Source organism: Nautilia sp., assembly GCF_053994455.1.
This window is the reverse complement of sequence record NZ_JBMYAU010000125.1, coordinates 1-22,848: the sequence shown is the minus strand read 5'-3', so window position 1 is coordinate 22,848 and position 22,848 is coordinate 1. Positions and strand designations below refer to the sequence as shown.

Here is a 22,848-nt window from a genome sequence, read left to right as displayed (position 1 = left end):
GCGGGACCGAAATCCCCACCCATTGCATCAATTGCTATTTTCATTAATACTCACCGCAGCTAGGGCATGCTCTGTGAGGTCTTTTATATGCACCGCAATGTGAACATTTTACTACAGAACTTAATCTGATTTTGTAATGAGTTCTTCTTTTTGCTCCTCTAGTTTTAGAGTTTCTTCTCTTTGGAACTGCCATTGTTTCTCCTTAAAATTCTTTGTTAAATTCTTTTTGTTTGCATTCTTCGCATATATTATAATCGTTTTTGATTGATTCAATTTCACTTTTTAAAAGCTCTAGTGGATCAAATTTTTCCATTTCGATTATATCATACTCTTCGTCAAAACCTTTAAAAGGAGGTTTAACGATTTTAAATTTAACATCTTCGTTTATTTCTTTTTTAAATGTTTTTAAACATTTTATACATTCAACTTCAACACTTCCTTGAAGTTTACCTTCAACTATAAATGTACCGTCTTTTAATTTGTCACTTTTAGCTTTTAGCTCTAAACCTTGGAAATTTTTATTGATTTCCAATTATAAAATCTCCCTTTCGGCAAAGAAAAATGCGATTTCTTTTTTAGCATTTTCAAGACTGTCACTTCCGTGAACGGCATTTGCTTCTATACTTTCTGCAAAATCCGCTCTTATTGTTCCAGGTGCCGCTTCTTTAGGATTTGTGGCTCCCATAAGCTCTCTGTTTTTAGCTACTGCATTTTCACCTTCTAAAACCATTACTACAACATGTCCGCTACTCATGTATTCGCATAAATCGTTATAAAATGGTCTTTCTTTGTGAACTTCGTAAAATTTACTGGCATCTTCTTTTGTAAGTTTGATTTTTTTCATTGCGGCAATTTTAAGTCCATTGCTTTCAAATCTGTCGATAATCTTACCAATAACATTTTTAGCTACAGCATCTGGCTTTATAATTGAAAGAGTTTTTTCCATATTTCTCTCCTTGAGTTTTTAGAGAGGAATTATATCAAAATTTGAAGAAAAAAGAAGAGGGTGAAAGGATTATTCTACTACAGGCTCTCCCGGTTCACCTCTGTTTTCAGAACATGTTTGTCCCTCTTTACATTCATCCCAAACAATACATCCTTCAGTAGGACATGCCGCCGCACATGCAGGCTCGTCATAATATCCTACACATTCAACGCATTTGTCAGGATTTACGTAATAAATTTCCTCACCTGTTGGGTTTTCGCTGTCATCCACAATTGCTTCTACCGGGCATTCGTCAAGACATGCTCCGCAATTGATACAAATATCAGTAATTTTTACTGCCATCTTAGCTCCTTTGTTTATGTTTTGTAATAGAAATATATCATTTATTTCTTAAATGTTGCTTAAATTAAAAATAATTGTGTTAGTTATAAAAATCACTTATCAGTGTTGTTACAAATATACAATGATAAATTGTGCTTAATATGCGAGTTATAAGTAATACCAAATTGAACCTTTGAAAAAATGATATTTTTCAGAGAATACAATAAGACATAACTTAAATTGCTAGTTGAAAAAAGGAAAAGAGAGGGAAAAGAAAAGGTTTTTATTAATCCTTTGTTAGTAAATTTAAAAAAACCTTACTCGATGTGACGAGTAATTTTGATATAATATTACTCACCACGCCAAAAGGATTATAGTGAATAGAGAAAAAATAATAGAAATTTTAAATGAATGGAATTTTTGGAACAGAGATTTACCTGATACTTTAAAAAGAAAAAGTTACGAAAACGAAATAGAAAAAAAGTATAAAACACAAGAGGTTATATTTTTAAAAGGTGTAAGAAGAAGCGGGAAATCTACAATTTTAATCAATCATATTAAAAATTTGCTGAGTTATGGCGTAAAAAAAGAAGAGATACTTTTTATAAATCTAGAAGATCCGAGATTTGCTCCTTTTTTAGATTTGTCGCTTTTAGAAAAAATCAAAGAAGCTTATATTTATTATCTTAAACCTCAAAACAAACCTCATATTTTTTTAAATGAAATACAAAATATTGAGGGGTTTGAAAAATGGCTAAATAAAGAGTATGAATTAAAAAGCAGTTTTTTATACGCAACAGGTTCAAATTCTAAGCTGTTAAGTAAAGAAATAAGTTCGGTTCTAAGTGGCAGATATTTGGATGTTTTAATTTATCCTTTAAGTTTTAGGGAATTTTTGCAATTTAAAGGTTTAAATATAAAAAATGAATTTGAATATATTTCAAACAGGCTTGAAATTGATAGATATTTTGAAGAGTTTATGGAGTTTGGAGGATTTCCAAAAGTTGTATTATTGGAAGACGAAGAGTTAAAAAAGGCGGAGTTAAAAAGTTATTTTGATTCAATTTTACTTAGGGATATTGTGGCAAGATATAAGCTTGATAATTTTTTAAAACTTGAACAACTTTCAGTCTTTTTACTCTCAAACATTTCAAATTTAGTATCTAACAATAAACTTAAAAATATCTTAAACATCTCATATGAAACGATAGAAAAATACATGGAATATTTACAAAACGCGTTTTTAATATATACGGTAAAAAAATTTGACTGGTCTTTAAAAAAGCAGATTGTAAATCTAAAAAAGGTCTATTCAATAGATACAGGGCTTTCAAAAAGAGTATCTTTTGAAGTAGGCAGAAAAAAAGGTGATTTGCTTGAAAATATTGTATTTTTGGAGCTTAAAAGAAGATTTGAAAATATTTACTACTATAAAACCAAAGATAATTATGAGGTTGATTTTTTGATTAAAGAGAATGAAAAAATAACTCATTTGATTCAGGTAAGTTTGACTTTAAATGACGAAAAAACCTTAAAAAGAGAAATCAGAACGCTTCAAAAAGCAAAAGAAGAACTAAAAACCGATGCCAAACTCATACTTTTAACTCTTGATAATCCACAAATTGAAAATAATGATGTAGAAATTATTAACGTGATAAAATGGTTGTTGTTTGTATAATACTACAATAAAAAAGAGAAAAATCAAATCTTAAAAACAAAGATTAAAGATTTAGAAGATCAAAATGCCAAACTTAAAGTTGAAAGGGATTATGAATAAATGGGAAATGAATCTAATAAAAATAAATCAAAATCAACTAATAATAATTTTGTTAAAATACAAATAAAAAAGCAAGAAAATGACGGAAAAAGAAAAACAAAAAGCACTGAAATTAGTTGAAAATTTAAAAGATTCTTTCAAAGAAGAAGAAGTAGAGAGTTTTTTTGAAAAATTCAAAAACTTAAGTTTCATAAATGATATGAAACTGCTTTTTGAAATGATTACGGATAAAAAATATTCACTTTCAGCTGCAACTTACGCAACAATAGCAGGTGCGCTTGCATATGTTGTCCTGCCTTTTGACGTAATCCCTGATTTTTTACCGGGGATAGGATTTATAGACGATGCATTTGTAATTTCATTTGTAATAAAACAGTTAAAAGACGAAATAGAAAATTATAAGAGATTTAAAAATGCAAAATATTGAAAAATTATATTTTAAATTTTTGTTCAGTGATAGTGTGAAAGTCAAAGAAGCGGCTAAAGAATTAAACGTTACAATCAGGAGTATTCAAAACTATATCAAAACACTTCAAAAATATTATGAAATAGAAAAAATTAAAAAAGGAGAATACAAACTAAAAGAAAAACCATCCCTTTTAGAAAATGAGCTGTTTGAGCTTTTTAGGGAGTTTGTTTTTTCGATTAATGTCCATATTTTTAAAAAGTATGAAAATGAAATAAAGAAAATTTTTTTAAAAGAAAAAAAGAACATAATATCAAACTTAAAAATTGAGAGTTTTGATATTTTTAGTTTAAAAGCATATCTTTATTTTATAAAAGAGAATATCTCTTTAAATATCGAATACAAAAATAAAAATTACACAATTCATCCCCTAAAAATCGGAAATTTCGATCTAAGATGGTATCTTTTTGCTTATGATTTAAAAGAAGAAAAAATAAAAACCTTTCACATAAACTCCATCTCTTCTTTCACTCCCTTAAATGAAAATCTCTTAAATAAACAAATCAACATAGAATTTGATTCTAAATATTTCAATAACGAAAAGAAAAAAGCGTTAATCAAAGTAAAACCCGAATTTAAAAACTACTTTGAAAAGGAGATGTTTGAATTTGAGTATTATCATATAAAAGAGCTTGTTGAATTTGTAAAAAAACACCTCACTATGATAGAAATATTCGACGAAAAGTTAAAAAATACGCTCAAAAAAATCCTCTTAGAAGAAATTGAAACGTTGTAATTTTTAAAAAACGAAAGGCGATTTCGTTTTTATTGTGTTAAAATAGTGTTAAGCTTTGAGGGGGAAAGGATGAAAATATGCCTCTTAGCAGATACTATTGTAAAAGTTTTGATGTGGAAATTAAATTTGGATACTTTTTTAAATTTTTTCATCAAAGGTAAATTATAATGGATGCATCAATTGAATATTTAAATAAAATAAGAAAAAAAATAATAGATTTAAGTAAAAGAAATAGCTTAATAAATTATAAAAAACCTTCTAAAAAATTTAATATAGATATAATTGAAAGCTGTATAGAGGGAATATATGAAAAGTTAGTATTACAAGAATCTCAACTAATTTTTAAACCTTTAATTGAAAATAAAATTGAATATATTCAACTTCATAACTTAGATAGTAAAATTGTAGATGATGAATTGAGAAAATATATTTTAGAAAATGATAATATTAATAAAAAAAATACACTGAAAAAAGAAAAGAACTTAAAATATTTAAAAACTCTTCAATTTTCGAATGAATTAGAAAAAAGATTAAATAATATTTTTTTAAAAAGTAATTTGTATATTGAAGAAACAGGTAATAATATTCTTTACTTAAGTTTAGGTTTTTTAAATTGGAAAGAATCGGAAAATAGTTCAATTTATTATAAAGCTCCTTTAATAAATATTCCTATTAAAATTAGCAGAATTAAAAGCAAACTATCTTATAAGTTTATTATAGAATATTCCGGAGATGATATTGAGTTAAATAGTTCTTTGCAAGAAAAATTAATACATGATTTTAATATTGAACTTCCTAAATTTGATTTTGAAAATGCTAATATTGTTGAATATTTTGAGGATTTATCGGAATTTTTTAAACAGAAAGATTGGGAAATTATTTATGATGTTAAAATAAACTTTTTAGCATTTAATAAAATTTGGATTTATAAAGATTTAGATCCGGATAAATGGAATTTAAATAATAAACATTTATTAAATATTCTTTTAAAAGGAAATGAAGAAAATAATAATTTATCAACTGAAAACATAGATAAAAACGAATTAATAACAAAAATTCCTGTAGTTTTAAATGCTGATTCTTCTCAATTTGAATCAATTATAACAGTATTAAATAATGAAAATTTAGTAATTGAAGGACCTCCGGGAACTGGAAAATCTCAAACTATTTCTAATTTAATTGCTTGTTTGATATATGAAGGTAAAAAGGTTTTATTCGTATCAGAAAAGCTTGCGGCTTTAGAAGTTGTATATAAGCGTTTAAAAGAAATAGGACTAGAAGATTTTTGTTTAGAGATACATAGCAATAAAACTAAAAAAACAACTATATTAGAATCTATTAAGAATAGATTAAGTAAAACATACGAAAACCCCGAAGAAATTAAAAAAACTAAATTAATTTTACAAGAAAAACAAAATCAAATTCAACAATATATCAAATTATTACAACAAAAAATTTTACCTATTAATAAAACGGTATTTGAATTATTTTGGATTTTAGAAAAGTATAAAAATGATTTAGATCAAGTGATTAAAATTAATATTGAAGATGCTATTAAAATTTCTGATAAAGATTTAATTGATATTGAAGAAACATTAGATATTTATATCAGATATTTAAAAGAATATCAGTTTCATGAAAATTTTTGGAATTGGATAGAATTAAGTAAGACTGATTATTTAACAAAAGATGATTTTATTTTAGAGATGGATAGCTTAGTAAAAATTTTAAAAGAATTAATTCGAATAAAAGAAAAAATAAAAAGTAAATTTGGAAAATCAACTTTACTATCTCCGTATATGATGGATTTATTGATATCTACTAAACCTATTGATATGGATGGATTTAGAAGAAATATTCCTTTAAAAATTAGTGAAAATATAAATAAAGATGAATTAATTTATATTGATGAAATTTTTGAAATGATAGATAATTATTCTTAATTTATTTTTAGAATCAATTGTGATAATTCATATAAAGGCTAAATCGATGGAACTTGTTTATTTGTGGGTAGAAAGATATAAAAATATTGAAAATCAAGGATTCAATCTCTCACCTAAGTTTAGGTGTGAGTTTAAGCCTAAATATAAAGAAAATGGGGAGTTAGATGAAGAAAACAGTGAATTAATAATAGAAGAAAATAAAAATTATGTGCATATTTTTCCTGATAATATAAATGTTACGGCAATAGTTGGGAAGAACGGGAGTGGGAAGAGTAGTATTATTAAATTAATTTACAAAATTTTATTTATGTATTATAATAAAAATTTGACCAATTCTTATTGGGAAGATGAAGAAACACATATTGCAACATTAATTCGCAAAGCTTTAATTGATTTAGTAGAAAAAGAGTTTAAATTATTTTTAATAGTTAAACATGAAAAAGAATTTTTTAAAATTGATAGTGAATATTTAAAGAAACAATTACAACAAAATAGGTTATATAAAATAAATAGATTTAACAAAGTTTATTATGAATATCAAATAAATAATGGAAAAATAGAAAATTATAAAAATAGTGTAAATATTTTTTCAATTTATTATAACTATTCATTAGATACTTGGCAAGATGGAGAAAGTTTGTGGGTTGAAACAATTTATCATAGAAAAGATGATTATAAAATACCTCTTTTATTAGAACCACTAAAAAAATATAATGAAATAAAATTAAATCTACTAAAATATTTGACAAATCAAAGAATTTTATTGTTTTATTCTTTTTTAAAAGACGAATTAATAAATAATAAAATTACTTCTTTTTTTAATCCTGATAGAATAAAATTTAAATATTCTACTACTAATACAATATATAAAGAAGAATTAAAAAAAGATGGAAAAACATTGAAAGATTTAAAATTTTATCCATATAAAAATTTAATTAAATATATTAATTTGAAAAAATTAATTTTAAATAATAATTCTTTTGTTCCTTCAAATGAAATAAAACAGGCAATTGAAAAATATTATCAAGAAAATAATCTAAAAATACTAAATTTAATTTATATTTTGTTTAAAATAATAGAAAAAAAAGAAAATTTAAAAGAATTTGGTTCTAAGATAGAATGGTTAGAAGAAAAAGTAACAGAAATTGCAACTGAAAAAGATTTTAAAAAATTAATTAATATTCTTGAAAAATGTTTAAAGAAACACGAAGAAAAATTAGATTCTTTAAATAAAGATAATTATGAATTAAAAAAAATTATTGTTGCTATAAAATTTCATCAAAAAAAATTATATAAAAAATTAGAAAAATTTATAGAAAAAAAAGAAATTTCAATTGATAATTTACCAGAAGAAGATATATTAGAATATTTTCCAGCTTGGTTAGATGTAGAATTTTATGAAAATGAAAAATCATTAGAATCTTTGAGTACAGGTGAAAAGTTCAAATTTCAATTTTTAATAGGTTTGCTTTATCAATTATATAATTTAAAATCTAAAAAATATTCAACTATTAATATTTTTTTAGATGAAATAGAATTAGGATTTCATCCGGAATGGCAGAAAAATTATATTAGCGAAATATTGTTTACATTAGATGAATTTAAGAAAATGGTAAATTTTGATAAAAAAATACATTTGTTTTTCTTAACTCATTCTCCTTTTATAATATCTGATCTACCAAAACAAAATATTATCTTTTTAGATAAAGATAAAAACGGAAAATGTAAAGTCGTAGATGGACTAAATGAAAAGAAAGAAACTTTTGGAGCTAATATTCATACTTTACTTAGTGATAGCTTTTTTATGGAAAATGGACTTATGGGAGAGTTTGCAAGTGGAATTATAGATAATGTAATAAATTATTTAAATGGTAAAAAATCAAAAATAAAATCCGACACAGAAGCACAAAAAATTATCAATATAATTGGAGAGCCTATTATCAAAAAAGAACTTCAAAGAATGCTTGATAGTAAAAGACTTAAAAAAATAAATTCAATTGATGAAAAAATAAAATTATTAGAATATGAGTTGGAAATTTTAAAGGAGCACCAAACTAAAAATATAAAAAATGAACTATTAGATAGAGCTAAAAGAAAATATTTTTTGGAAAAAAAAGATGAAGAAAATAATAATAACAGATGAGATAAAAAATAATCATTATAAAAATTTAAAAGGTAAATTAAAAAAATTAGAGGAAGATTTAAAAAAATTAAATTCTCCTTATTCTTTGAGAGATATTTTAATTTCAAAACCTGATAAATTATATGAAATTGGAGAATGGAGTAAAAATCAATCAATAAATTTTGATTATATGAAAAGTAAATATAATGATTTTATTAAAAAGAAAGAAAAAGAAGATGATTATGATGCTTATGAATTAGCTAAATATTTAAATGTAAATACTTGTCCTTATTGCAATATTACTTCAATTTATACTGTTATTAATGAAAACAATGAAAAAATTGTAAGACCGGAATTTGATCATTTTTTCGATAAAGCTACATATCCTATTTTGTCTTTATCAATTTATAATTTAATTCCATCTTGCCATCAGTGTAATTCAAATTTAAAACATACAAAAAGTTTTAATTTAGATGAATATATCCATCCTTATATAGATGATATTGATAAAAAAATAAAATTTAAATTGAAATTCTGTAATGTTAAATTTTATCATTCAATTGATGGTTTTGAAATAGAAATTCAAAATATAAATAATTCAATTAAAGTTGAAAATCATTTAAAAGTTTTTAAAATTAAAGAAAGATATTCTTGTCTAAAAGACATAATTCTCGAACTAATCCAAAAAAAATATATCTATAACGAAAGCTATTTAGACGAACTATTTAAAAAATACGAAGGAACTTTTTTCAAAAACATCGAAGATTTAAAGAGACTTATTAGCGGCGGATATATAAGCGAAAGCGAAATAAACAAACGACCCCTTAGCAAATTTATAAAAGACATTTCGGAAGAATTGGAAATTTAATATAATGAAAAAAATAATCATTATGAATAAAGAAGCTTTGATTCAAGGTTTTTACAGGTTATATTATAAAACAGGGCGTTATTTTTCAGATAATAAGTTTGTGATTTTGATTTTTTTTCTTCTGTTTTTTGTCAGGTTTCAGGTATCATTTTTGAATTATCTTGATTTCAGGTATGATAAATTAAAGGATGTGGATGTTAAAGTTGTGAATCAGTATAAAAAACGGGGAAAAAGGGGTGAATATTTTGTTTTAAAACTCAAAACAAAAGATCTTACGTTTTACACCGTTTCAAGAGAAAATCTTAAAAACATTTTAAATGAAAATGTCAAACTCGCGCTTATAACCTCGGGTGTTTCTTTTAAAGACTATCTTTTTACGTTTTACGCTCCGAGCTTTAATTTAAGGCTTTTGCCGGTGTCCGCACTTGATGAATTTATAGAAAAGCAGCATTCGGATATAAGAATGACTAACATATACAAGGCTCTTTTTTTAGGCGAAAGTATCGATTATAAAACGAGGCGGGAGTTAAGTGCCCTCGGTGTTTCACATCTTATTGCCCTGAGCGGTCTTCATCTCGGGTTTATATCACTGTTTTTGTATCTGGTTTTTACACCCGTTTATAAAATTTTTCAAAAAAAATTCCCGTACCGCAACCGGTTTGTTGATTTGGCGGTTTTGGTGTTTGTAATTGAGTTTTTTTATCTGTATGTGACCGGTTTTCCGCCGTCTTTGATTAGGGCTTATGTTTTGGAAATAGTGGTTTTTTTATACGCATATTATCTTCAAAACCCTTTTTCGCTTAAGGTTTTGGGGGTTGTTTTTCTCTTTTCGCTGCTGATATTCGGTGAGAAGGTTTTCAGTATAGGGTATTTTTTAAGTATTACGGGGGTTTTTTACATATATCTTTTTTTCAGGTATTATAAACCTACATTTGCTAATTCCGTTTTAATGAGTTTTTATATGTTTGCCGTAATGTTTGTGATATCCCATTCGTTTTTCGGCAATTTTAACCCGTATCAGTTTTTGTCGCCCTTTGTGAATCTGCTTTTTGCGGTTTTTTATCCGCTTGAGATACTGTTACATCTGTTTGGCGTCGGGGGAATGTTTGACGGAATTGTTTTAAAGTATCTGCAATTGGGTGAGAGTTTTGAAATTGTTAAATTTCCATTGTGGTTCGGAGTGGTGTTTTTAGGGCTCTGTGTTTTTGCTTTTTTTTCAAAAAGGATGTTTTATGGTATAAATCTGATATCATTAGCAGTGATATTCTATGTAACAGGAGTGTATATTGTATAAATTTAAAAATGTAAAAGAGTATGTGAAATATTTCGGTGAACTGATCGAAAAAGAAAGAAAAGCCGAAAAAGATTTTCATCTGAATGAAATAAAAAGATTAAGCGGCAGTGAAAGGCAAAAAAGAGGGCGTTCCGTTTTAGGCCTACGTATGAAATACACGGGGGAATTTCTTGATTTTAAAATATACAGGTTCAACAGAAACAATATGCCCGAACACCAGATAAAAGCCGGTGATATTGTTTTAATAAGCAGGGGGGATCCTTTAAAATTCAACCAGGAAGCCACGGTAAGCGGGATAGGTAAAAATTTTATAGAGGTTTATTCAAAAGAGCCTATTTTCCGCTCGAAACTTTACAGGCTGGATCTTTTCGTAAACGATATAACGTTTAAAAGAATGAAAAAAGCGCTTGAATTAGTGGAAAATGGAAAATGTAAAATGGAAAATGGTATAGAAATACTTCTCGGAAATAAAGAGCCGGATATTGTTTCAATTAATGAAAAGAGTGATATTTTAAACGAATCTCAAAACGTCGCTCTTAGCAAATCCGTCAATTCGGATGTTTTTCTTATTCACGGACCTCCGGGGACGGGAAAAACCACCACGCTTGCGGAAGTTATTAAAAAGCACATCGGTAAAAAATTGCTTGTGAGTGCCGACAGCAATGTGGCGGTTGACAATCTGCTCGAGAAATTGAAAGATTATAATGTGGTAAGAATCGGTCATCCGGCAAAAATGGACAGCAAACTTATGAAATATTCGCTTGATGTAAGAATAAGACGTGATAAAAGATATAAAGAAGTTGAAAAAACAGTTAAAAAAATAGACGATTTGAAACACCTTCAGGAAAAAAGGTATAAAAAACCGACACCCGGAAGAAGAAGGGGGCTGAGCGATGAGGAAATTTTAAAATACGCAAAAGAAAATAAAGGCGCGAGGGGTGTTTTGAAAGAATGGATGAGGGAGATAGCCAAATGGCTTAAAATCCAAAAAAACATAAACAAACTGTATGATGAAAAAAATGCAAAAATCGAAGAAATTATGAACGACATACTTGAAAACGCCGAAATTGTTTTTGCTACAAATTCGGCATGCGGGGGAGAGTTTTTAGAAGGGAGGGAATTTGATACCGTGTTTATCGACGAGGCGGCGCAGGCTATGGAACCCGGCACCCTTATTCCGTTTGTAAAAGGAAAACAGGTGATTTTTGCGGGCGATCACAAACAGCTGCCTCCGACAGTTTTAAGCAACGACGAAAAACTTAAGATAAGTATGTTTGAAAGATTCAGCGCCCTTTATCCGGAAGCTGTGCATACATTAGGAGTTCAGTACAGGATGAATGAGAAAATAAACGAATTTCCAAGCTGCGAATTTTATGAGTGCAAAGTAAAAACGTATGAAAAAATCAAGAGCATAACGATAAAAGATTTGGATATAAAATCCGATGGAATATACGGCGATTACGAACCTGTGGTGTTTATAGACACGTGCGGAAAATTTATGGAAAAAAACAAAAAAGACTCACCCTCAAAATACAATCCGAAAGAAGCCGAATTTGTAGTCGGGCTTGTCGAAGTATTTTTAAAAAACGGGGCTAAAGAAGAACACATAGGCGTTATTACACCGTATAAAGATCACGAAGAATACATTAAAAAATTAATGGAAAATGGAAAACCTACCCAACCGGCCAAAACGGAAAATGTTGAGGTTAAGAGTGTTGACGGGTTTCAGGGAAGGGAAAAGGAAATAATTATTTTAAGTCTTGTCAGGGCGAACGAAAACGAAGAAATCGGCTTTTTAAGCGATATAAGGCGTCTAAACGTGGCGATTACGAGGGCTAAAAGGAAGCTTATAATTATAGGGGATGCAAACACGCTTAGAGTCAATGAAACATACGGAAATTTGATAGAATATATTAAGAAAAACGGAGTTTATAAAAAAATATAAGAAAATCAAGAGTTTGTTATAATATTTATATTGAACTTTTTAAAAAAGAGGAGATTTTAAGAAAATATTTGTAAAGGATTCAAAATGGAAGTGGTGGTTAAAATAGATAATTCCAAATTTAATGAATTTAAAAATTTAATAAGAGATATGAATGCCGAAATTATAAATTCATATCCTGACGAAATTGTTGTGGGTAGTGTAGAAGGAGTTAGAAAAAGGATTAAGGAGGCGCAGAGCGATGATTTTATTAGTGAAGAGGAGGAAAAAAAATTATTTGAAAAACTTTATAAAAAGTATTCATTGTGAAAATTGTTAAAAAAAGAAAGTTTATAAAAAGTTTAGCTTTGATTTTTGAATATATGGCTAAAGATAAACCGTTTGCCGCTAAAACTTTTAAAGAAACTTTATATAAAAAGTTTGAAAATCTTAAAACCTTTCCTAAAATGTATCGAAAATCAATATACTTTAATGATGAAAATTACAGGGATTTAATATATAAAGGTTATACGGTTATTTATAAAATAGAGAAAGACAAAATAATAATACTTGATATTTTCAAATGGAGCGAAAATTATGAAAATTGAAATAACCAAAGAAGCTTTTAATAAACTTAAAAAAAGAGTCCCGTGGCTTTATAAAAACGAGCTTGTTTCAGTTCCCGGATGTGACGGGGGTAGCGTTGCCGATTTAGTATATAAAGGTGAATACGTGGCGACGGCTTTTATAAATCCTTTAAGCAAAATTACCGCGAGGATTTTGAGTTTTAAAAAAGTAACGGTTGACAGGGAGTTTTTCAGACAAAGAATTCAAAAAGCGATTGAAAAAAGAAACATTCAAAACGGGCTGTTTAAAATTAATGCGAGCATTACCAATTCCGCAAGGCTTATTCACTCGGAAGCCGATTTGCTGCCGGGGCTTATAGTGGACAAATACGGTGATAATCTTGTCGTAAGTTTTACAACGGCGGGTATGGATAATTTTAAAGGTGTTATACTTGAAATACTTATCGAGCTTTTGAATCCTAAAGGCATATATGAAAAAGGAGACAAAATCCGAGAAAAAGAGGGGCTTGAGGTAATTTCCCGCACGTTATACGGAAATGTGGACGACGAATTCGTAATAGAAGAAAACGGCAAAAAATTTCTTACAAATTTAAAAGAAGGCCAAAAAACGGGATTTTTTCTTGATCAGAGAAAAAACAGGTATTTAGTCGGAAAATTCGGAAACGAAAAAACGCTTGATCTGTTTTCAAACGGCGGGGGGTTCGGAATATATGCAAATGCCGGATATACGAAATTCGTTGAAATTTCGGCGCTTGCATGTTCGCAGATAGAAAAAAACTGCTCTCTTAACGGAATGGAAAATTATGACATTATAAAAGCCGACGTTTTTAAATTTTTGGAAAAAGAAAAGGAAATTTACGATCTGATAATAATAGATCCGCCGGCGTTTGCCAAGAACAAAAAGGCAAGAAACGGCGCTATCAAAGGCTGGAAATATCTGATTGTAAACGCTTTAAAACTTTTAAAAGAGGGCGGATATCTCGCACTTTTCAGCTGTTCGCACTCTATCACTTCGAAAGATCTTTCGGATTTGGCGCTTAGCAGCAGTATAATAGACGGTTCGAATCTTGCGGTACTTGAATTTTTAAAACAGGATTATGATCACCCTTATGTTTTGAATATTCCGAATTCGCTTTATCTGACGGGAGTTCTTTTAAGGAAGGAAAGTGTATAGAGTTTTGCTTATTCTGTTTTTTTTGCTTTTTTACGGATGCGGGGGAGGCTCGTATACGTCTTCACAGTCCGTTTCGGACGTTAATGCCGGCGGCGGTGAAGATGACGGGTATATTTTGCACAAAAACATAAAAGTCACATACTTTTATGTGGGGGAAAAAGGTTCGAAAGCAAATGAATATATTCCTAATATTTCAAGTGCGTGGGACGGAATATGGATGTGGGATTTCGGCGGGGCGGATGATCCTTTTGACAGAAATGCAAGCAATATCTATTTTCCTGCTAAATTCATACCTTTTGAAAATCCTTTTTACTTCGCTCTTCCGTATAACGATTTGGAAGAAAACGGCAGCGTAAAAGCTTCTCAGAAACTGATACCCTGGTATGAAAAAGAGACAAACACCACAATACTTAAAAACAGATGGATACAAATAATCAAAACATATCCGGACGGAAGTGTAAAAACGGCTTATGCGCAGTGGGAGGACGTGGGGCCTTTTGAAGAGAACGATTTTAATTATGTTTTCGGATATGCTTCGCCTTTAAACCCGGTAAACGGAGCCGGTTTGGATGTTTCACCGGCCGTAAAAGAGTATTTAAGGCTTGGTGACGTTGATTATGTGGACTGGAAATTTGTAGATGAAGACGAGGTTCCTCAGGGACCGTGGAAAGAGATAATCACTACATCCCAGGCTCACTGGCCGTATTTTCCTTATATCGACGTAAACACCACATGGTACTGGCAGCTTCAGGGAGATTTGAAAACGGATATTCCCGCAAAAATTTATGATGTGGATCTGTTTGACACTCCGGCCGACACCATTGAAAAATTAAAAAAAGAGGGTAAAATAGTAATCTGTTACATTAGCGTGGGAACGTGGGAAGACTACAGAAGCGATGCCGGAGAATTTCCCGAAGACGTAAAAGGCAACGATGTGGAGGGATGGAACGGTGAAAAGTGGCTGGATATAAGAAGCTCTACGGTAAGGAGCATTATGACAAAAAGAATGGATTTGGCGGTTGAGAAAGGGTGTGAGGGCATAGAACCGGACAATATGGACGGATATCAGAACAGTACGGGGTTTGCCCTTACATATCAGGACCAGTTCGATTATAACAGGTTTATTGCCATTCAGGCTAAGAAAAGGGGGCTTCTTGTAGGCTTGAAAAACGATACGGATCAGATAAACGATTTGGTAGATTATTTTGATTTTGCCGTAAACGAAAGCTGTCACGAATACGGTGAATGCGACAAACTCGCTCCGTTTGTTAACGAAAACAAGCCGGTTTTTAACGCCGAATACAACAAAACTTACGTTGAAAACAACAGCAGTTTCGAATCTTTGTGTGAAGATGCTAAAAAGAGGGGATTGAGGACGATTGTCGTTCCTTCGGATTTAAACGGAAGTTTTGTAAGAAGCTGTGATTACGGAGATTATTAGGAGGAAAAAATGAAAATTCTGTTTATAAGACATTCTCTCGCTATGGAAAGGGAAGAATGGACGGGGCACGATTTTGAAAGGCCTTTAACGGAAAAAGGCGTAAAAAGGGCGAAAAAATTTTTTAAACATATTAAAAAAATATACCCGGAAATTGATTTTATCGTAACTTCAAAGGCACTGCGGGCAAAACAGACGGCGGAAATATTAAAGAATTTTTATCCTTATTCAAAGTATGAAGAAACCGCGCTTTTGTATCCGGGGGCGGGAATAAACGATTTAAAACAGGCAATTCAAAACAAAAGCGGTATTGTGGCTGTTGTTGGGCACGAGCCGGATCTCGGCAATTTTGTAAAAGAGCTGATGTATGCCCCTAACCTTAAACTTAAACTGAGAAAACCCTCTGTGGTGGAGATGGAAGACGGCGTTATGAAAGCACTTTTGCATTACAGACATTTCAGGGACGAATATGCTTGAGAAGTTAAAAAATGACAATTTTTCGGAAATCGCCCTTTATTTTATATTTCTATCTTATGAAAAAAAAAGCGCCGAAGAGTTTTTAAAAGAGTATAATCTTGAAAATCTTATTGAATATTATGATGAATTTAACAGTACGGAACTTAATGAAAACGAACTTTTAAACTGTTTTGACGGTAATTATGAAAAACTTTCACGCGAGCTCGCTCTTTTTTTCGCTCCGTTTTTACCCGAAGAGTTTGTAATCAATAAGGAACTTGAAAAATTAAGGCTGAAACTTGTTTCGGTTTACGGAAACGAAATAAGCGACGCAATAATTAAAGCCCTTGAAATTTTAAGTATGCTTTCATACCCTAAGGAATTGAAGGAAAAAGAGTATCTTTTGAAAGAGGTTTTTAAAATTATGCTTTTACTTTCAAAAATTATAAAACTGTTAAAGGACTGATATGAATCTTAACGATTTGCAAAACTATATTGAAATTATCGATAAGCCCCTTGATATAAATCTTGAAATTCCGCACCTTGCCTATATAGAGGCAAAAAAGAAAAATCCGAAAATTTTAATGTTTACAAATCCGGTGGAAGGTGATAAAAATTTTGACATTCCGGTTGTGATGAATCTTTTTGCAAACGACGAGGTTGTAAGAAAAATTTTCGGAAGGGATCTTGATGAAATCGCAGACGAGATAGAATCCCTTATAAAAATGAAGCCTCCTAAGACGCTCGGAGAGAAATTAAAGGCTTTCGGAAAACTTTTTGCGATTAAAAACACAATTCCGAAAACGGTAAAATCGGGTGAGTGCCAGTATCGAATTTACAAAGGTGAGGCGGCGAAACTCGGCAGCCTTCCGATACTTAAAACCTGGGAGCTTGACGGCGGTAAATTTATCACAATGGGGCAGGTTTACACCAAAAGCCTTGAGGGGGATATCAGAAACGTCGGAATGTACAGACTTCAGGTGTATGACGACAAACGTCTCGGACTTCACTGGCAGATACACAAAGACAGCGCCCATCTTTTCTGGGAATATAAAAAAGCCGGAAAAAAAATGCCCGTTTCCGTTGCAATAGGCGGTGATCCGCTTTGGACATGGTGTGCGACGGCTCCGATGCCTCCGGGTATCTTTGAAGTAATGCTTTACGGGTTTGTAAGGCGCGAAAATCCAAAGCTTGTGAAATGTATCAGCAATGATTTGGAAGTTCCGTCGGATGCCGATATCGTTATTGAAGGGTGGTGCGACCCGGATGAAATGGAAATTGAGGGGATGTTCGGGGATCATACGGGATATTATACGCTTAAAAAACCGTTTCCAGTTATGCACGTGGATACCGTTACCACCAAAAAAGATCCCGTGTTTTATGCAACGGTGGTCGGAAAGCCGCCGCTTGAGGATAAATATATGGGTTATGCGACGGAGAGGATTTTTCTGCCTTTTCTTAAAACAACTGCTCCCGATTTGATTGACTACGCTATGCCTGAAAACGGGGTGTTTCATAATCTTATACTTTGTAAAATCGCCCCGAGATATCCGGGGCACAGTATGCAGATTATGCACTCCTTGTGGGGGACGGGACAGATGAGTTTCGTAAAACACGCCGTGTTTGTGGGAGAAGACGCGCCGGATTTAAGGGATTATGAAAATATTGCAAGATATATTTTAAACAATTTCGACCCTGAAAAAATTTTAATCAGCAAAGGCGTGGTGGACGAGCTTGACCATTCAAGCGCCCTTGAGCTTGTGGGCGGTAAGCTCGGGGTGGATGCAACGGCTTCAATGGAAAATGGAAAATGGAAGATGGAAAATGAAGAGTGTAAAGTATTAAGTGATGAGGAGCTGTTTGAGAAAATAAAAGAGCTTGATGAGAGTGTGGAGGAGATTAAGCAGTATATGACCGATACCAAAAATCCGGTATGTGTTATAAAATTTAACAAAACGAAACCCGCAAGAGAAATATTTGATAAATTAATAGAATTAAAAGAGCATTTGAGAATTGTTGTGTTTATCAATACTCCCGAGACGTTTAATCCGTATATGCTTGTATGGAGGGTTACGAATAATATGGATGCGCTAAGGGACGTATGGGTGGAGGAAATTGTAGGAATTGACGGGACTAACAAAAGCGAAATAGACGGATTCAATAGAGAGTGGCCTCCTGATGTGGATACAACCCCTGAAGTGATTGAAAAACTCAAAAAATCGGGGCTTATCAAAGATATTAGTGAAGAAGAGCTGAAAAAATACGAGGTAGTGCATGATTGAAAGGATTATCAGGGAGATAACCAAGGTAATAAAAGGCAAAGATGAAAAAATAAAAATAATTTTAGCCGCTTTTTTGAGCGGCCAGCACGTTTTGATAGAAGACATACCCGGAGTCGGCAAAACCACAATGGCGAAAACGATTGCGAATGTTTTAGGACTTGAGTTCAAACGGATACAGTTTACGGCGGATATGCTGCCGAGCGATATAATAGGCGTTAATTATTTCGATTTGAACAAAAAAGAGTTCGTCTTCAAAAAAGGGGCGGTTTTTACGGACATACTGCTTGCCGATGAAATCAACAGGGCGTCCCCGAAAGCCCAGAGCGCCCTGCTTGAGGCTATGGAAGAGAGACAGGTAAGTATCGACGGCGTGACGTATCCGTTAAGCGGCGATTTTTTTGTAATAGCCACACAGAATCCGGCGGAATACGGTATTTTTCCGCTTCCCCTTTCCCAGATTGACAGATTCGGTATAAGTTTAAGCATAGGTTACGCAAATCCCGAAGCCGAAAAAATGATATTAAAAAAAGAAAAACCGCGTTTAAAATCTTTTAAAGAAAGCGTAGCTCTTAAAGAAAAGGTAAAAAACATATATGTTGATGAAAAAATATACGATCTGATAATCAAAATAGGCTCTGTAAGCAGAAACGGGATGTTTGAAACCGGGCTTTCGACAAGGGCTTTGATTTCCCTTCTCGAATTGTCAAAAGCCTATGCTTTTTTAGAAAAAAGGGAATATGTGATTGACAGGGACGTTTTCGATATATTAGGATATGTGGCGAACCACAGGCTTAAAGACAAAAATGCGGCTGAAAAAATTATTCAAGCCTACTATTAGAGTAGAAAAAACCCGTTTTTTTTATCTGAGTATTGCGGGTATGTTTATTCTGTTTGCGGCCGGATACGTGCATAACAACAACCTGGCTTTTATCGCTCTTTTTTTTCTTTTTTCGCTGAGTGCCGTTTCTGTTGTTTTAGGAAGGGTAAATATAGGCGTAGCGGAAATAAAAGTGCCTGAAATAAGGATTTTTGCAAACCAAAGGGTTAAAATACCATTTAAAAAAATAAATTTTATAGGAGAAGCGGAGGACGAGTTCGTTTTTAGTAAAAGGGGAGTAAACGAAACCGAAGTTTTGTTAAAAAGCAACTATCCCCTTAAACTGGCGGTTTTTTATAAAAAAGTCCCTTTTAAGGTGCTTGTGTATCCCGAGCTTAAGGGAAGGGGAATTGAGGATGTTTTTTTAAACTCCCGAGCTGAGGAGGAATTCAAGGGGCTTAAAAGGTATAATTTTGAAGAGCCTAAATACATACACTGGCCGTCTCTTGCTAAAGGGGATCTGCAAAGCAAGGTTTTCGGGGGTGAAACACACATAAGAAAATTTGTTTTTGATTACGCTAAAACCCCGGGTACGAAAGAGGAGAAAATTTCACAAATTGCGCTTTGGGCTTATGAAGCGTTTCAAAAAGGGTATGTTTTCAGTATCGTTTTGCCCGATATGACAATAGATTCGAAAGAAGGTTTTGATGAAGTATTCAAAAAACTGGCTTTATACCGACCTGCTTAATTTAATCACCTTTTTGCCGTTTTTTTTCGTGCTGCCCGGTGCGGTTAAACTGTTTGCGGTTGTAGGTGTTTTTTTGGTTTACTATAAAAAAACAAAGCTTTTGTGGATATTAGGGTTTTTATGTATGGCGGTTTCTTTTTATAACATAAGGGAATTCGCCGATTACAGGGTTTATGTGAAGTTTCTTGTAAGTCTTCTTCTGCTCGGTGTATATCTGCAAAGGACGCAGACGAATAACTTTTATATAAAGCTTTCACCGTTTCTTTTTTTCGGTATGAGTATCGTTTTTTTTCAAAACGTATATATGCTTTTTTATCTTCTTTTTGAAATTTATGTTTTTGTAGCCGCCGTTATGAGTGTTTATTTTCCTTTGAAAACGGCTTTGAAAAAGGCTTTTGTTTTATATTTTATGTCTATGCCTTTGACGGTTTTGCTGTTTTTGTTTTTTCCGAGGGTTAATCAAAAACATTTCATATTCGGTTTTTCCGGTGAAATTTATACAAGCGGGTTCAGTAAAAACGCCGATACGGATGTTAAAAACATCACACTTACAAAAATTCCCGTTGTGGAGTTCAAACTGAAAAAAAACTATCCGCAGGTTTATCTCAGGGGAGAGGTTTTAAACATATATAAAAACGGAAGATGGTACAAAGGAAAAACCGTATCCGACAAAGCCGTTTCGCTTTGGGACATAAACACGTATTATCTTAAAGAGTATCCTAACGGAATGAAATATCTTTTTGCAATAGATCTGCCCGTTGACGCCGAGCTTGGAAAACCCGACGGGAATTTTGTTTTGAAAACTAAAAAACCTGTTGATAAAACGGTGTTTATTAAAGCCGAATCGGCTCTCGGTTACGTAATAGCCCCTAAAAAATTTCCCGAAACGGATCTTTTATACGATAAAAACAAAAACCCTTATGCACAAAAACTGGCTTTCGGACTTAAAAAAATGAAAGATAATGAAAAGCTGCAAAAAATAATAGAAATATTTAAGAAAGAAAAAATCGTATATTCTTTAAAACCTCATATCGATACCGCCAACATCGTTGATTCCCTGTTTAAAACGAAAAAGGGTTTTTGCGTACATTTTGCGAGTGCGTTTGCACTTTTTTGCCGGATGGCTGGACTTCCGAGCAGGATTGTGAGCGGTTTTCTTGCTAAAAACCCGGTAAACGGGTATTACAAGGTTTACTCTAAAGACGCACATGTGTGGGACGAGGTTTTGATAAACGGAAAATGGGTGAGGATTGATCCGACCTCGTTTGCATATAAAAACGAATCGAAACGGGCTTTTGAGTATGTAAAGCCTTTCGAAATCGATATATATCTCTCATATTACAGGTTTTTGATTGAAGAGTGGGTTATAAAATACGACAGTTCGAAACAAAAAAGGTTTTTGGATTTTTTTAAAAAACATTTTTTTATGTTCGCCGCTGTTTTTTTACTGTTTGCAGGGACGGTTTTGTTTGTTTACAGGATGTTTTTCACACAAAGGGACATTCTCGAAAAGCTTTATAAAAAACTTGACGCAAGACCTCATAACGAAACGGTTGACGAATTTTTAAGAAGTTACGGAAATGAAAAATTAAACGAAATAAACGAGCTTTATGAAAAAATCACTTTTTACAAAAGTACTGATGAGGATATAAAAAAACTGAAAAAACTTATTAAGCGTTTTAAATTGAAATGAACGGATGTTTATTACTTTTTTTAAATAAAAACGTTTAAAAACGTCTTAAAAATATATATGATAATAATTTTGTGATAGAATATTTAAAAAAGAAAGGCGGAAATGGAGTTAGGAAACCTTTTTTTATTTAAAGGCTTAAGCGAGGGGGAACTTAAAGAGATTGAAAAATTTACAATTGTCAAAAAGCTGAAAAAAAACGAGATAGTTTTTTACGAAAAAGAAAATCCGGCTTATCTGCATCTGCTTTTAAGCGGCAGTGCAAGGGTTTATAAGGTTGACAATAAAGGACATGAGTTAATTATACACAAATTTACCCCGCCTTCTTTAATTGCCGAACTTGCCTGTTTTGAAAATATGCCTTTTCCCGCAAGCTGTGCCATGGATGAAGACGGTGTTGTTTTAAAAATAGAATTTGAGCCTTTTAAGAAGTTCATCAAAAGCGGGGATGTCTGTTTTTCAATTATGAGCTCACTTCTTAAAAAAATGAAATATTTAGACGGAATAATTCAGGATAATTTAATACTTGATACTGAAACCAAAATAGCTAAATTTATTTACGACAATGATGAAATGTTCAGTGAGCTTAAACAGCACAGCATTGCGAGTTTATTGAACATAAAACCTGAAACATTAAGTCGTAAACTTAAAAAGTTTAAACAGCTTGGAATTATAGAAAATATAGGAAGTAAACTTATTGTGAAAAATAAAGAAAAAATTAAAGAAATTTTTAAATGGTAGCATTTACCATTTTAAAAAATCCTGCCGTTACCGTATCCATGGTATTGATATGGTTTTCAAGCCATGGAACAAATGCTTTTTTGAAATAATCTTGCAGATATTCTCTGTCATCTAATTTGTTTTTTAATTCTTCAAGTTCGTTTAAAATTCTGCTGTGTTCCATTTTATGCGGTACGATTGCAAAAAAACTGTACTTTTCCATCAGTTTTTCTTCAAATGCGAAATGTTCTTTTACATCATTTAAAAATTCTTCATATGCTTTTTCAATATCACCGTTGTTTTCAATAGCGTCATAGAGTCTGTTTATATATTCTAATTCTTTATTGTGTATTTCGTTCGTGGGTTCAAATGTAACCGGATTTACTTTTTCAATTAACATATTAATACCTTTTTATCTGAAATTATATAAAAAAAAGAGGCACAAAGGCCCCTAAAGGAGAGAGAATAATTAAGAAGCTAATTCGTTTCCGAAATCTTTGTGAATGTCACCGCTGATTACACCGAAGTTGAAGTTTTCAACC

Annotated in this window: 24 protein-coding genes; 19 read left to right on the top strand and 5 right to left on the bottom strand. The window is 31.5% G+C overall.

Features of this window, described 5'->3' with window-relative positions:
- Positions 1 to 43 precede the first annotated feature (43 nt).
- From rpmF to ACXJIE_RS08775, 4 genes are all read right to left on the bottom strand, one after another.
- Entirely contained in the window at positions 44 to 193 is a 150-nt protein-coding gene (rpmF, locus tag ACXJIE_RS08790) for a 50S ribosomal protein L32 (protein ID WP_456480601.1), read from the bottom strand.
- A 9-nt stretch (positions 194 to 202) separates the two neighbouring features.
- Positions 203 to 532, bottom strand: coding sequence for a DUF177 domain-containing protein (locus ACXJIE_RS08785; protein ID WP_456480600.1), 330 nt, complete (start codon positions 530 to 532; stop codon positions 203 to 205).
- Positions 533 to 946: a nucleoside-diphosphate kinase gene (gene ndk, locus ACXJIE_RS08780; RefSeq protein WP_456480599.1), complete on the bottom strand. Its 414-nt coding sequence runs from the start codon at positions 944 to 946 to the stop codon at positions 533 to 535.
- A 69-nt stretch (positions 947 to 1,015) separates the two neighbouring features.
- Complete coding sequence (locus ACXJIE_RS08775) at positions 1,016 to 1,288, bottom strand: 4Fe-4S dicluster domain-containing protein (RefSeq protein WP_456480598.1); 273 nt, start codon at positions 1,286 to 1,288, stop codon at positions 1,016 to 1,018.
- Between the two features lie 355 nt (positions 1,289 to 1,643).
- Here ACXJIE_RS08775 and ACXJIE_RS08770 point away from each other — a divergent pair, with 355 nt between their 5' ends.
- The 19 genes from ACXJIE_RS08770 (at position 1,644) to ACXJIE_RS08680 (ending at position 22,327) form a co-directional block, all read left to right on the top strand.
- Positions 1,644 to 2,945, top strand: a complete 1,302-nt coding sequence (locus ACXJIE_RS08770; protein ID WP_456480597.1) for an ATP-binding protein — start codon at positions 1,644 to 1,646, stop codon at positions 2,943 to 2,945.
- A 178-nt stretch (positions 2,946 to 3,123) separates the two neighbouring features.
- Entirely contained in the window at positions 3,124 to 3,471 is a 348-nt protein-coding gene (locus tag ACXJIE_RS08765; protein WP_456480596.1) for a YkvA family protein, read from the top strand.
- Positions 3,458 to 4,246, top strand: a complete 789-nt coding sequence (locus ACXJIE_RS08760; protein ID WP_456480595.1) for a WYL domain-containing transcriptional regulator — start codon at positions 3,458 to 3,460, stop codon at positions 4,244 to 4,246. The genes ACXJIE_RS08765 and ACXJIE_RS08760 overlap by 14 nt, the downstream gene beginning before the upstream one ends.
- 167 nt (positions 4,247 to 4,413) lie before the next feature.
- On the top strand, positions 4,414 to 6,189 hold the full coding sequence (locus ACXJIE_RS08755) for a DUF4011 domain-containing protein (RefSeq protein WP_456480594.1): 1,776 nt from the start codon (positions 4,414 to 4,416) through the stop codon (positions 6,187 to 6,189).
- Between the two features lie 46 nt (positions 6,190 to 6,235).
- The gene (locus tag ACXJIE_RS08750; protein WP_456480593.1) at positions 6,236 to 8,332 is read left to right on the top strand and encodes a hypothetical protein; all 2,097 of its coding nucleotides are present in this window, start codon (positions 6,236 to 6,238) and stop codon (positions 8,330 to 8,332) included.
- The gene (locus tag ACXJIE_RS08745; RefSeq protein ID WP_456480592.1) at positions 8,307 to 9,179 is read left to right on the top strand and encodes an HNH endonuclease family protein; all 873 of its coding nucleotides are present in this window, start codon (positions 8,307 to 8,309) and stop codon (positions 9,177 to 9,179) included. The genes ACXJIE_RS08750 and ACXJIE_RS08745 overlap by 26 nt, the downstream gene beginning before the upstream one ends.
- A gap of 151 nt (positions 9,180 to 9,330) precedes the next feature.
- Positions 9,331 to 10,473: a ComEC/Rec2 family competence protein gene (locus ACXJIE_RS08740; RefSeq protein WP_456480591.1), complete on the top strand. Its 1,143-nt coding sequence runs from the start codon at positions 9,331 to 9,333 to the stop codon at positions 10,471 to 10,473.
- Positions 10,466 to 12,418 carry an IGHMBP2 family helicase gene (locus ACXJIE_RS08735; RefSeq protein ID WP_456480590.1) on the top strand — a complete coding sequence of 651 codons (1,953 nt, stop codon included), beginning with the start codon at positions 10,466 to 10,468 and terminating at the stop codon, positions 12,416 to 12,418. Before ACXJIE_RS08740 ends, ACXJIE_RS08735 begins: the two co-directional genes overlap by 8 nt.
- A gap of 84 nt (positions 12,419 to 12,502) precedes the next feature.
- Positions 12,503 to 12,724, top strand: coding sequence for a hypothetical protein (locus ACXJIE_RS08730; protein ID WP_456480589.1), 222 nt, complete (start codon positions 12,503 to 12,505; stop codon positions 12,722 to 12,724).
- A complete protein-coding gene (locus tag ACXJIE_RS08725) occupies positions 12,721 to 13,002 on the top strand; it encodes a type II toxin-antitoxin system RelE/ParE family toxin (protein ID WP_456480588.1) in 282 nt (93 codons plus the stop codon). The genes ACXJIE_RS08730 and ACXJIE_RS08725 overlap by 4 nt, the downstream gene beginning before the upstream one ends.
- On the top strand, positions 12,992 to 14,155 hold the full coding sequence (locus tag ACXJIE_RS08720; RefSeq protein WP_456480587.1) for a class I SAM-dependent rRNA methyltransferase: 1,164 nt from the start codon (positions 12,992 to 12,994) through the stop codon (positions 14,153 to 14,155). Before ACXJIE_RS08725 ends, ACXJIE_RS08720 begins: the two co-directional genes overlap by 11 nt.
- Positions 14,148 to 15,596: an endo alpha-1,4 polygalactosaminidase gene (locus tag ACXJIE_RS08715; protein WP_456480586.1), complete on the top strand. Its 1,449-nt coding sequence runs from the start codon at positions 14,148 to 14,150 to the stop codon at positions 15,594 to 15,596. The genes ACXJIE_RS08720 and ACXJIE_RS08715 overlap by 8 nt, the downstream gene beginning before the upstream one ends.
- 9 nt (positions 15,597 to 15,605) lie before the next feature.
- Entirely contained in the window at positions 15,606 to 16,070 is a 465-nt protein-coding gene (gene sixA / locus ACXJIE_RS08710; protein WP_456480585.1) for a phosphohistidine phosphatase SixA, read from the top strand.
- On the top strand, positions 16,063 to 16,515 hold the full coding sequence (locus ACXJIE_RS08705) for a hypothetical protein (protein WP_456480584.1): 453 nt from the start codon (positions 16,063 to 16,065) through the stop codon (positions 16,513 to 16,515). The genes sixA and ACXJIE_RS08705 overlap by 8 nt, the downstream gene beginning before the upstream one ends.
- A 1-nt stretch (position 16,516) precedes the next feature.
- On the top strand, positions 16,517 to 18,331 hold the full coding sequence (locus ACXJIE_RS08700; protein WP_456480583.1) for a menaquinone biosynthesis decarboxylase: 1,815 nt from the start codon (positions 16,517 to 16,519) through the stop codon (positions 18,329 to 18,331).
- Entirely contained in the window at positions 18,324 to 19,169 is an 846-nt protein-coding gene (locus ACXJIE_RS08695; RefSeq protein ID WP_456480582.1) for an AAA family ATPase, read from the top strand. The genes ACXJIE_RS08700 and ACXJIE_RS08695 overlap by 8 nt, the downstream gene beginning before the upstream one ends.
- Positions 19,135 to 19,896: a DUF58 domain-containing protein gene (locus ACXJIE_RS08690; RefSeq protein ID WP_456480581.1), complete on the top strand. Its 762-nt coding sequence runs from the start codon at positions 19,135 to 19,137 to the stop codon at positions 19,894 to 19,896. Before ACXJIE_RS08695 ends, ACXJIE_RS08690 begins: the two co-directional genes overlap by 35 nt.
- Entirely contained in the window at positions 19,856 to 21,589 is a 1,734-nt protein-coding gene (locus ACXJIE_RS08685) for a transglutaminase TgpA family protein (protein ID WP_456480580.1), read from the top strand. Before ACXJIE_RS08690 ends, ACXJIE_RS08685 begins: the two co-directional genes overlap by 41 nt.
- Before the next feature lie 102 nt (positions 21,590 to 21,691).
- The gene (locus ACXJIE_RS08680) at positions 21,692 to 22,327 is read left to right on the top strand and encodes a Crp/Fnr family transcriptional regulator (RefSeq protein WP_456480579.1); all 636 of its coding nucleotides are present in this window, start codon (positions 21,692 to 21,694) and stop codon (positions 22,325 to 22,327) included.
- On the opposite strand, the gene ACXJIE_RS08675 is transcribed toward ACXJIE_RS08680, so the two are convergent.
- Positions 22,317 to 22,706, bottom strand: coding sequence for a bacteriohemerythrin (locus ACXJIE_RS08675; RefSeq protein WP_456480578.1), 390 nt, complete (start codon positions 22,704 to 22,706; stop codon positions 22,317 to 22,319). The two genes, ACXJIE_RS08680 and ACXJIE_RS08675, sit on opposite strands and share 11 nt — an antisense overlap.
- Between the last annotated feature and the right edge of the window lie 142 nt (positions 22,707 to 22,848).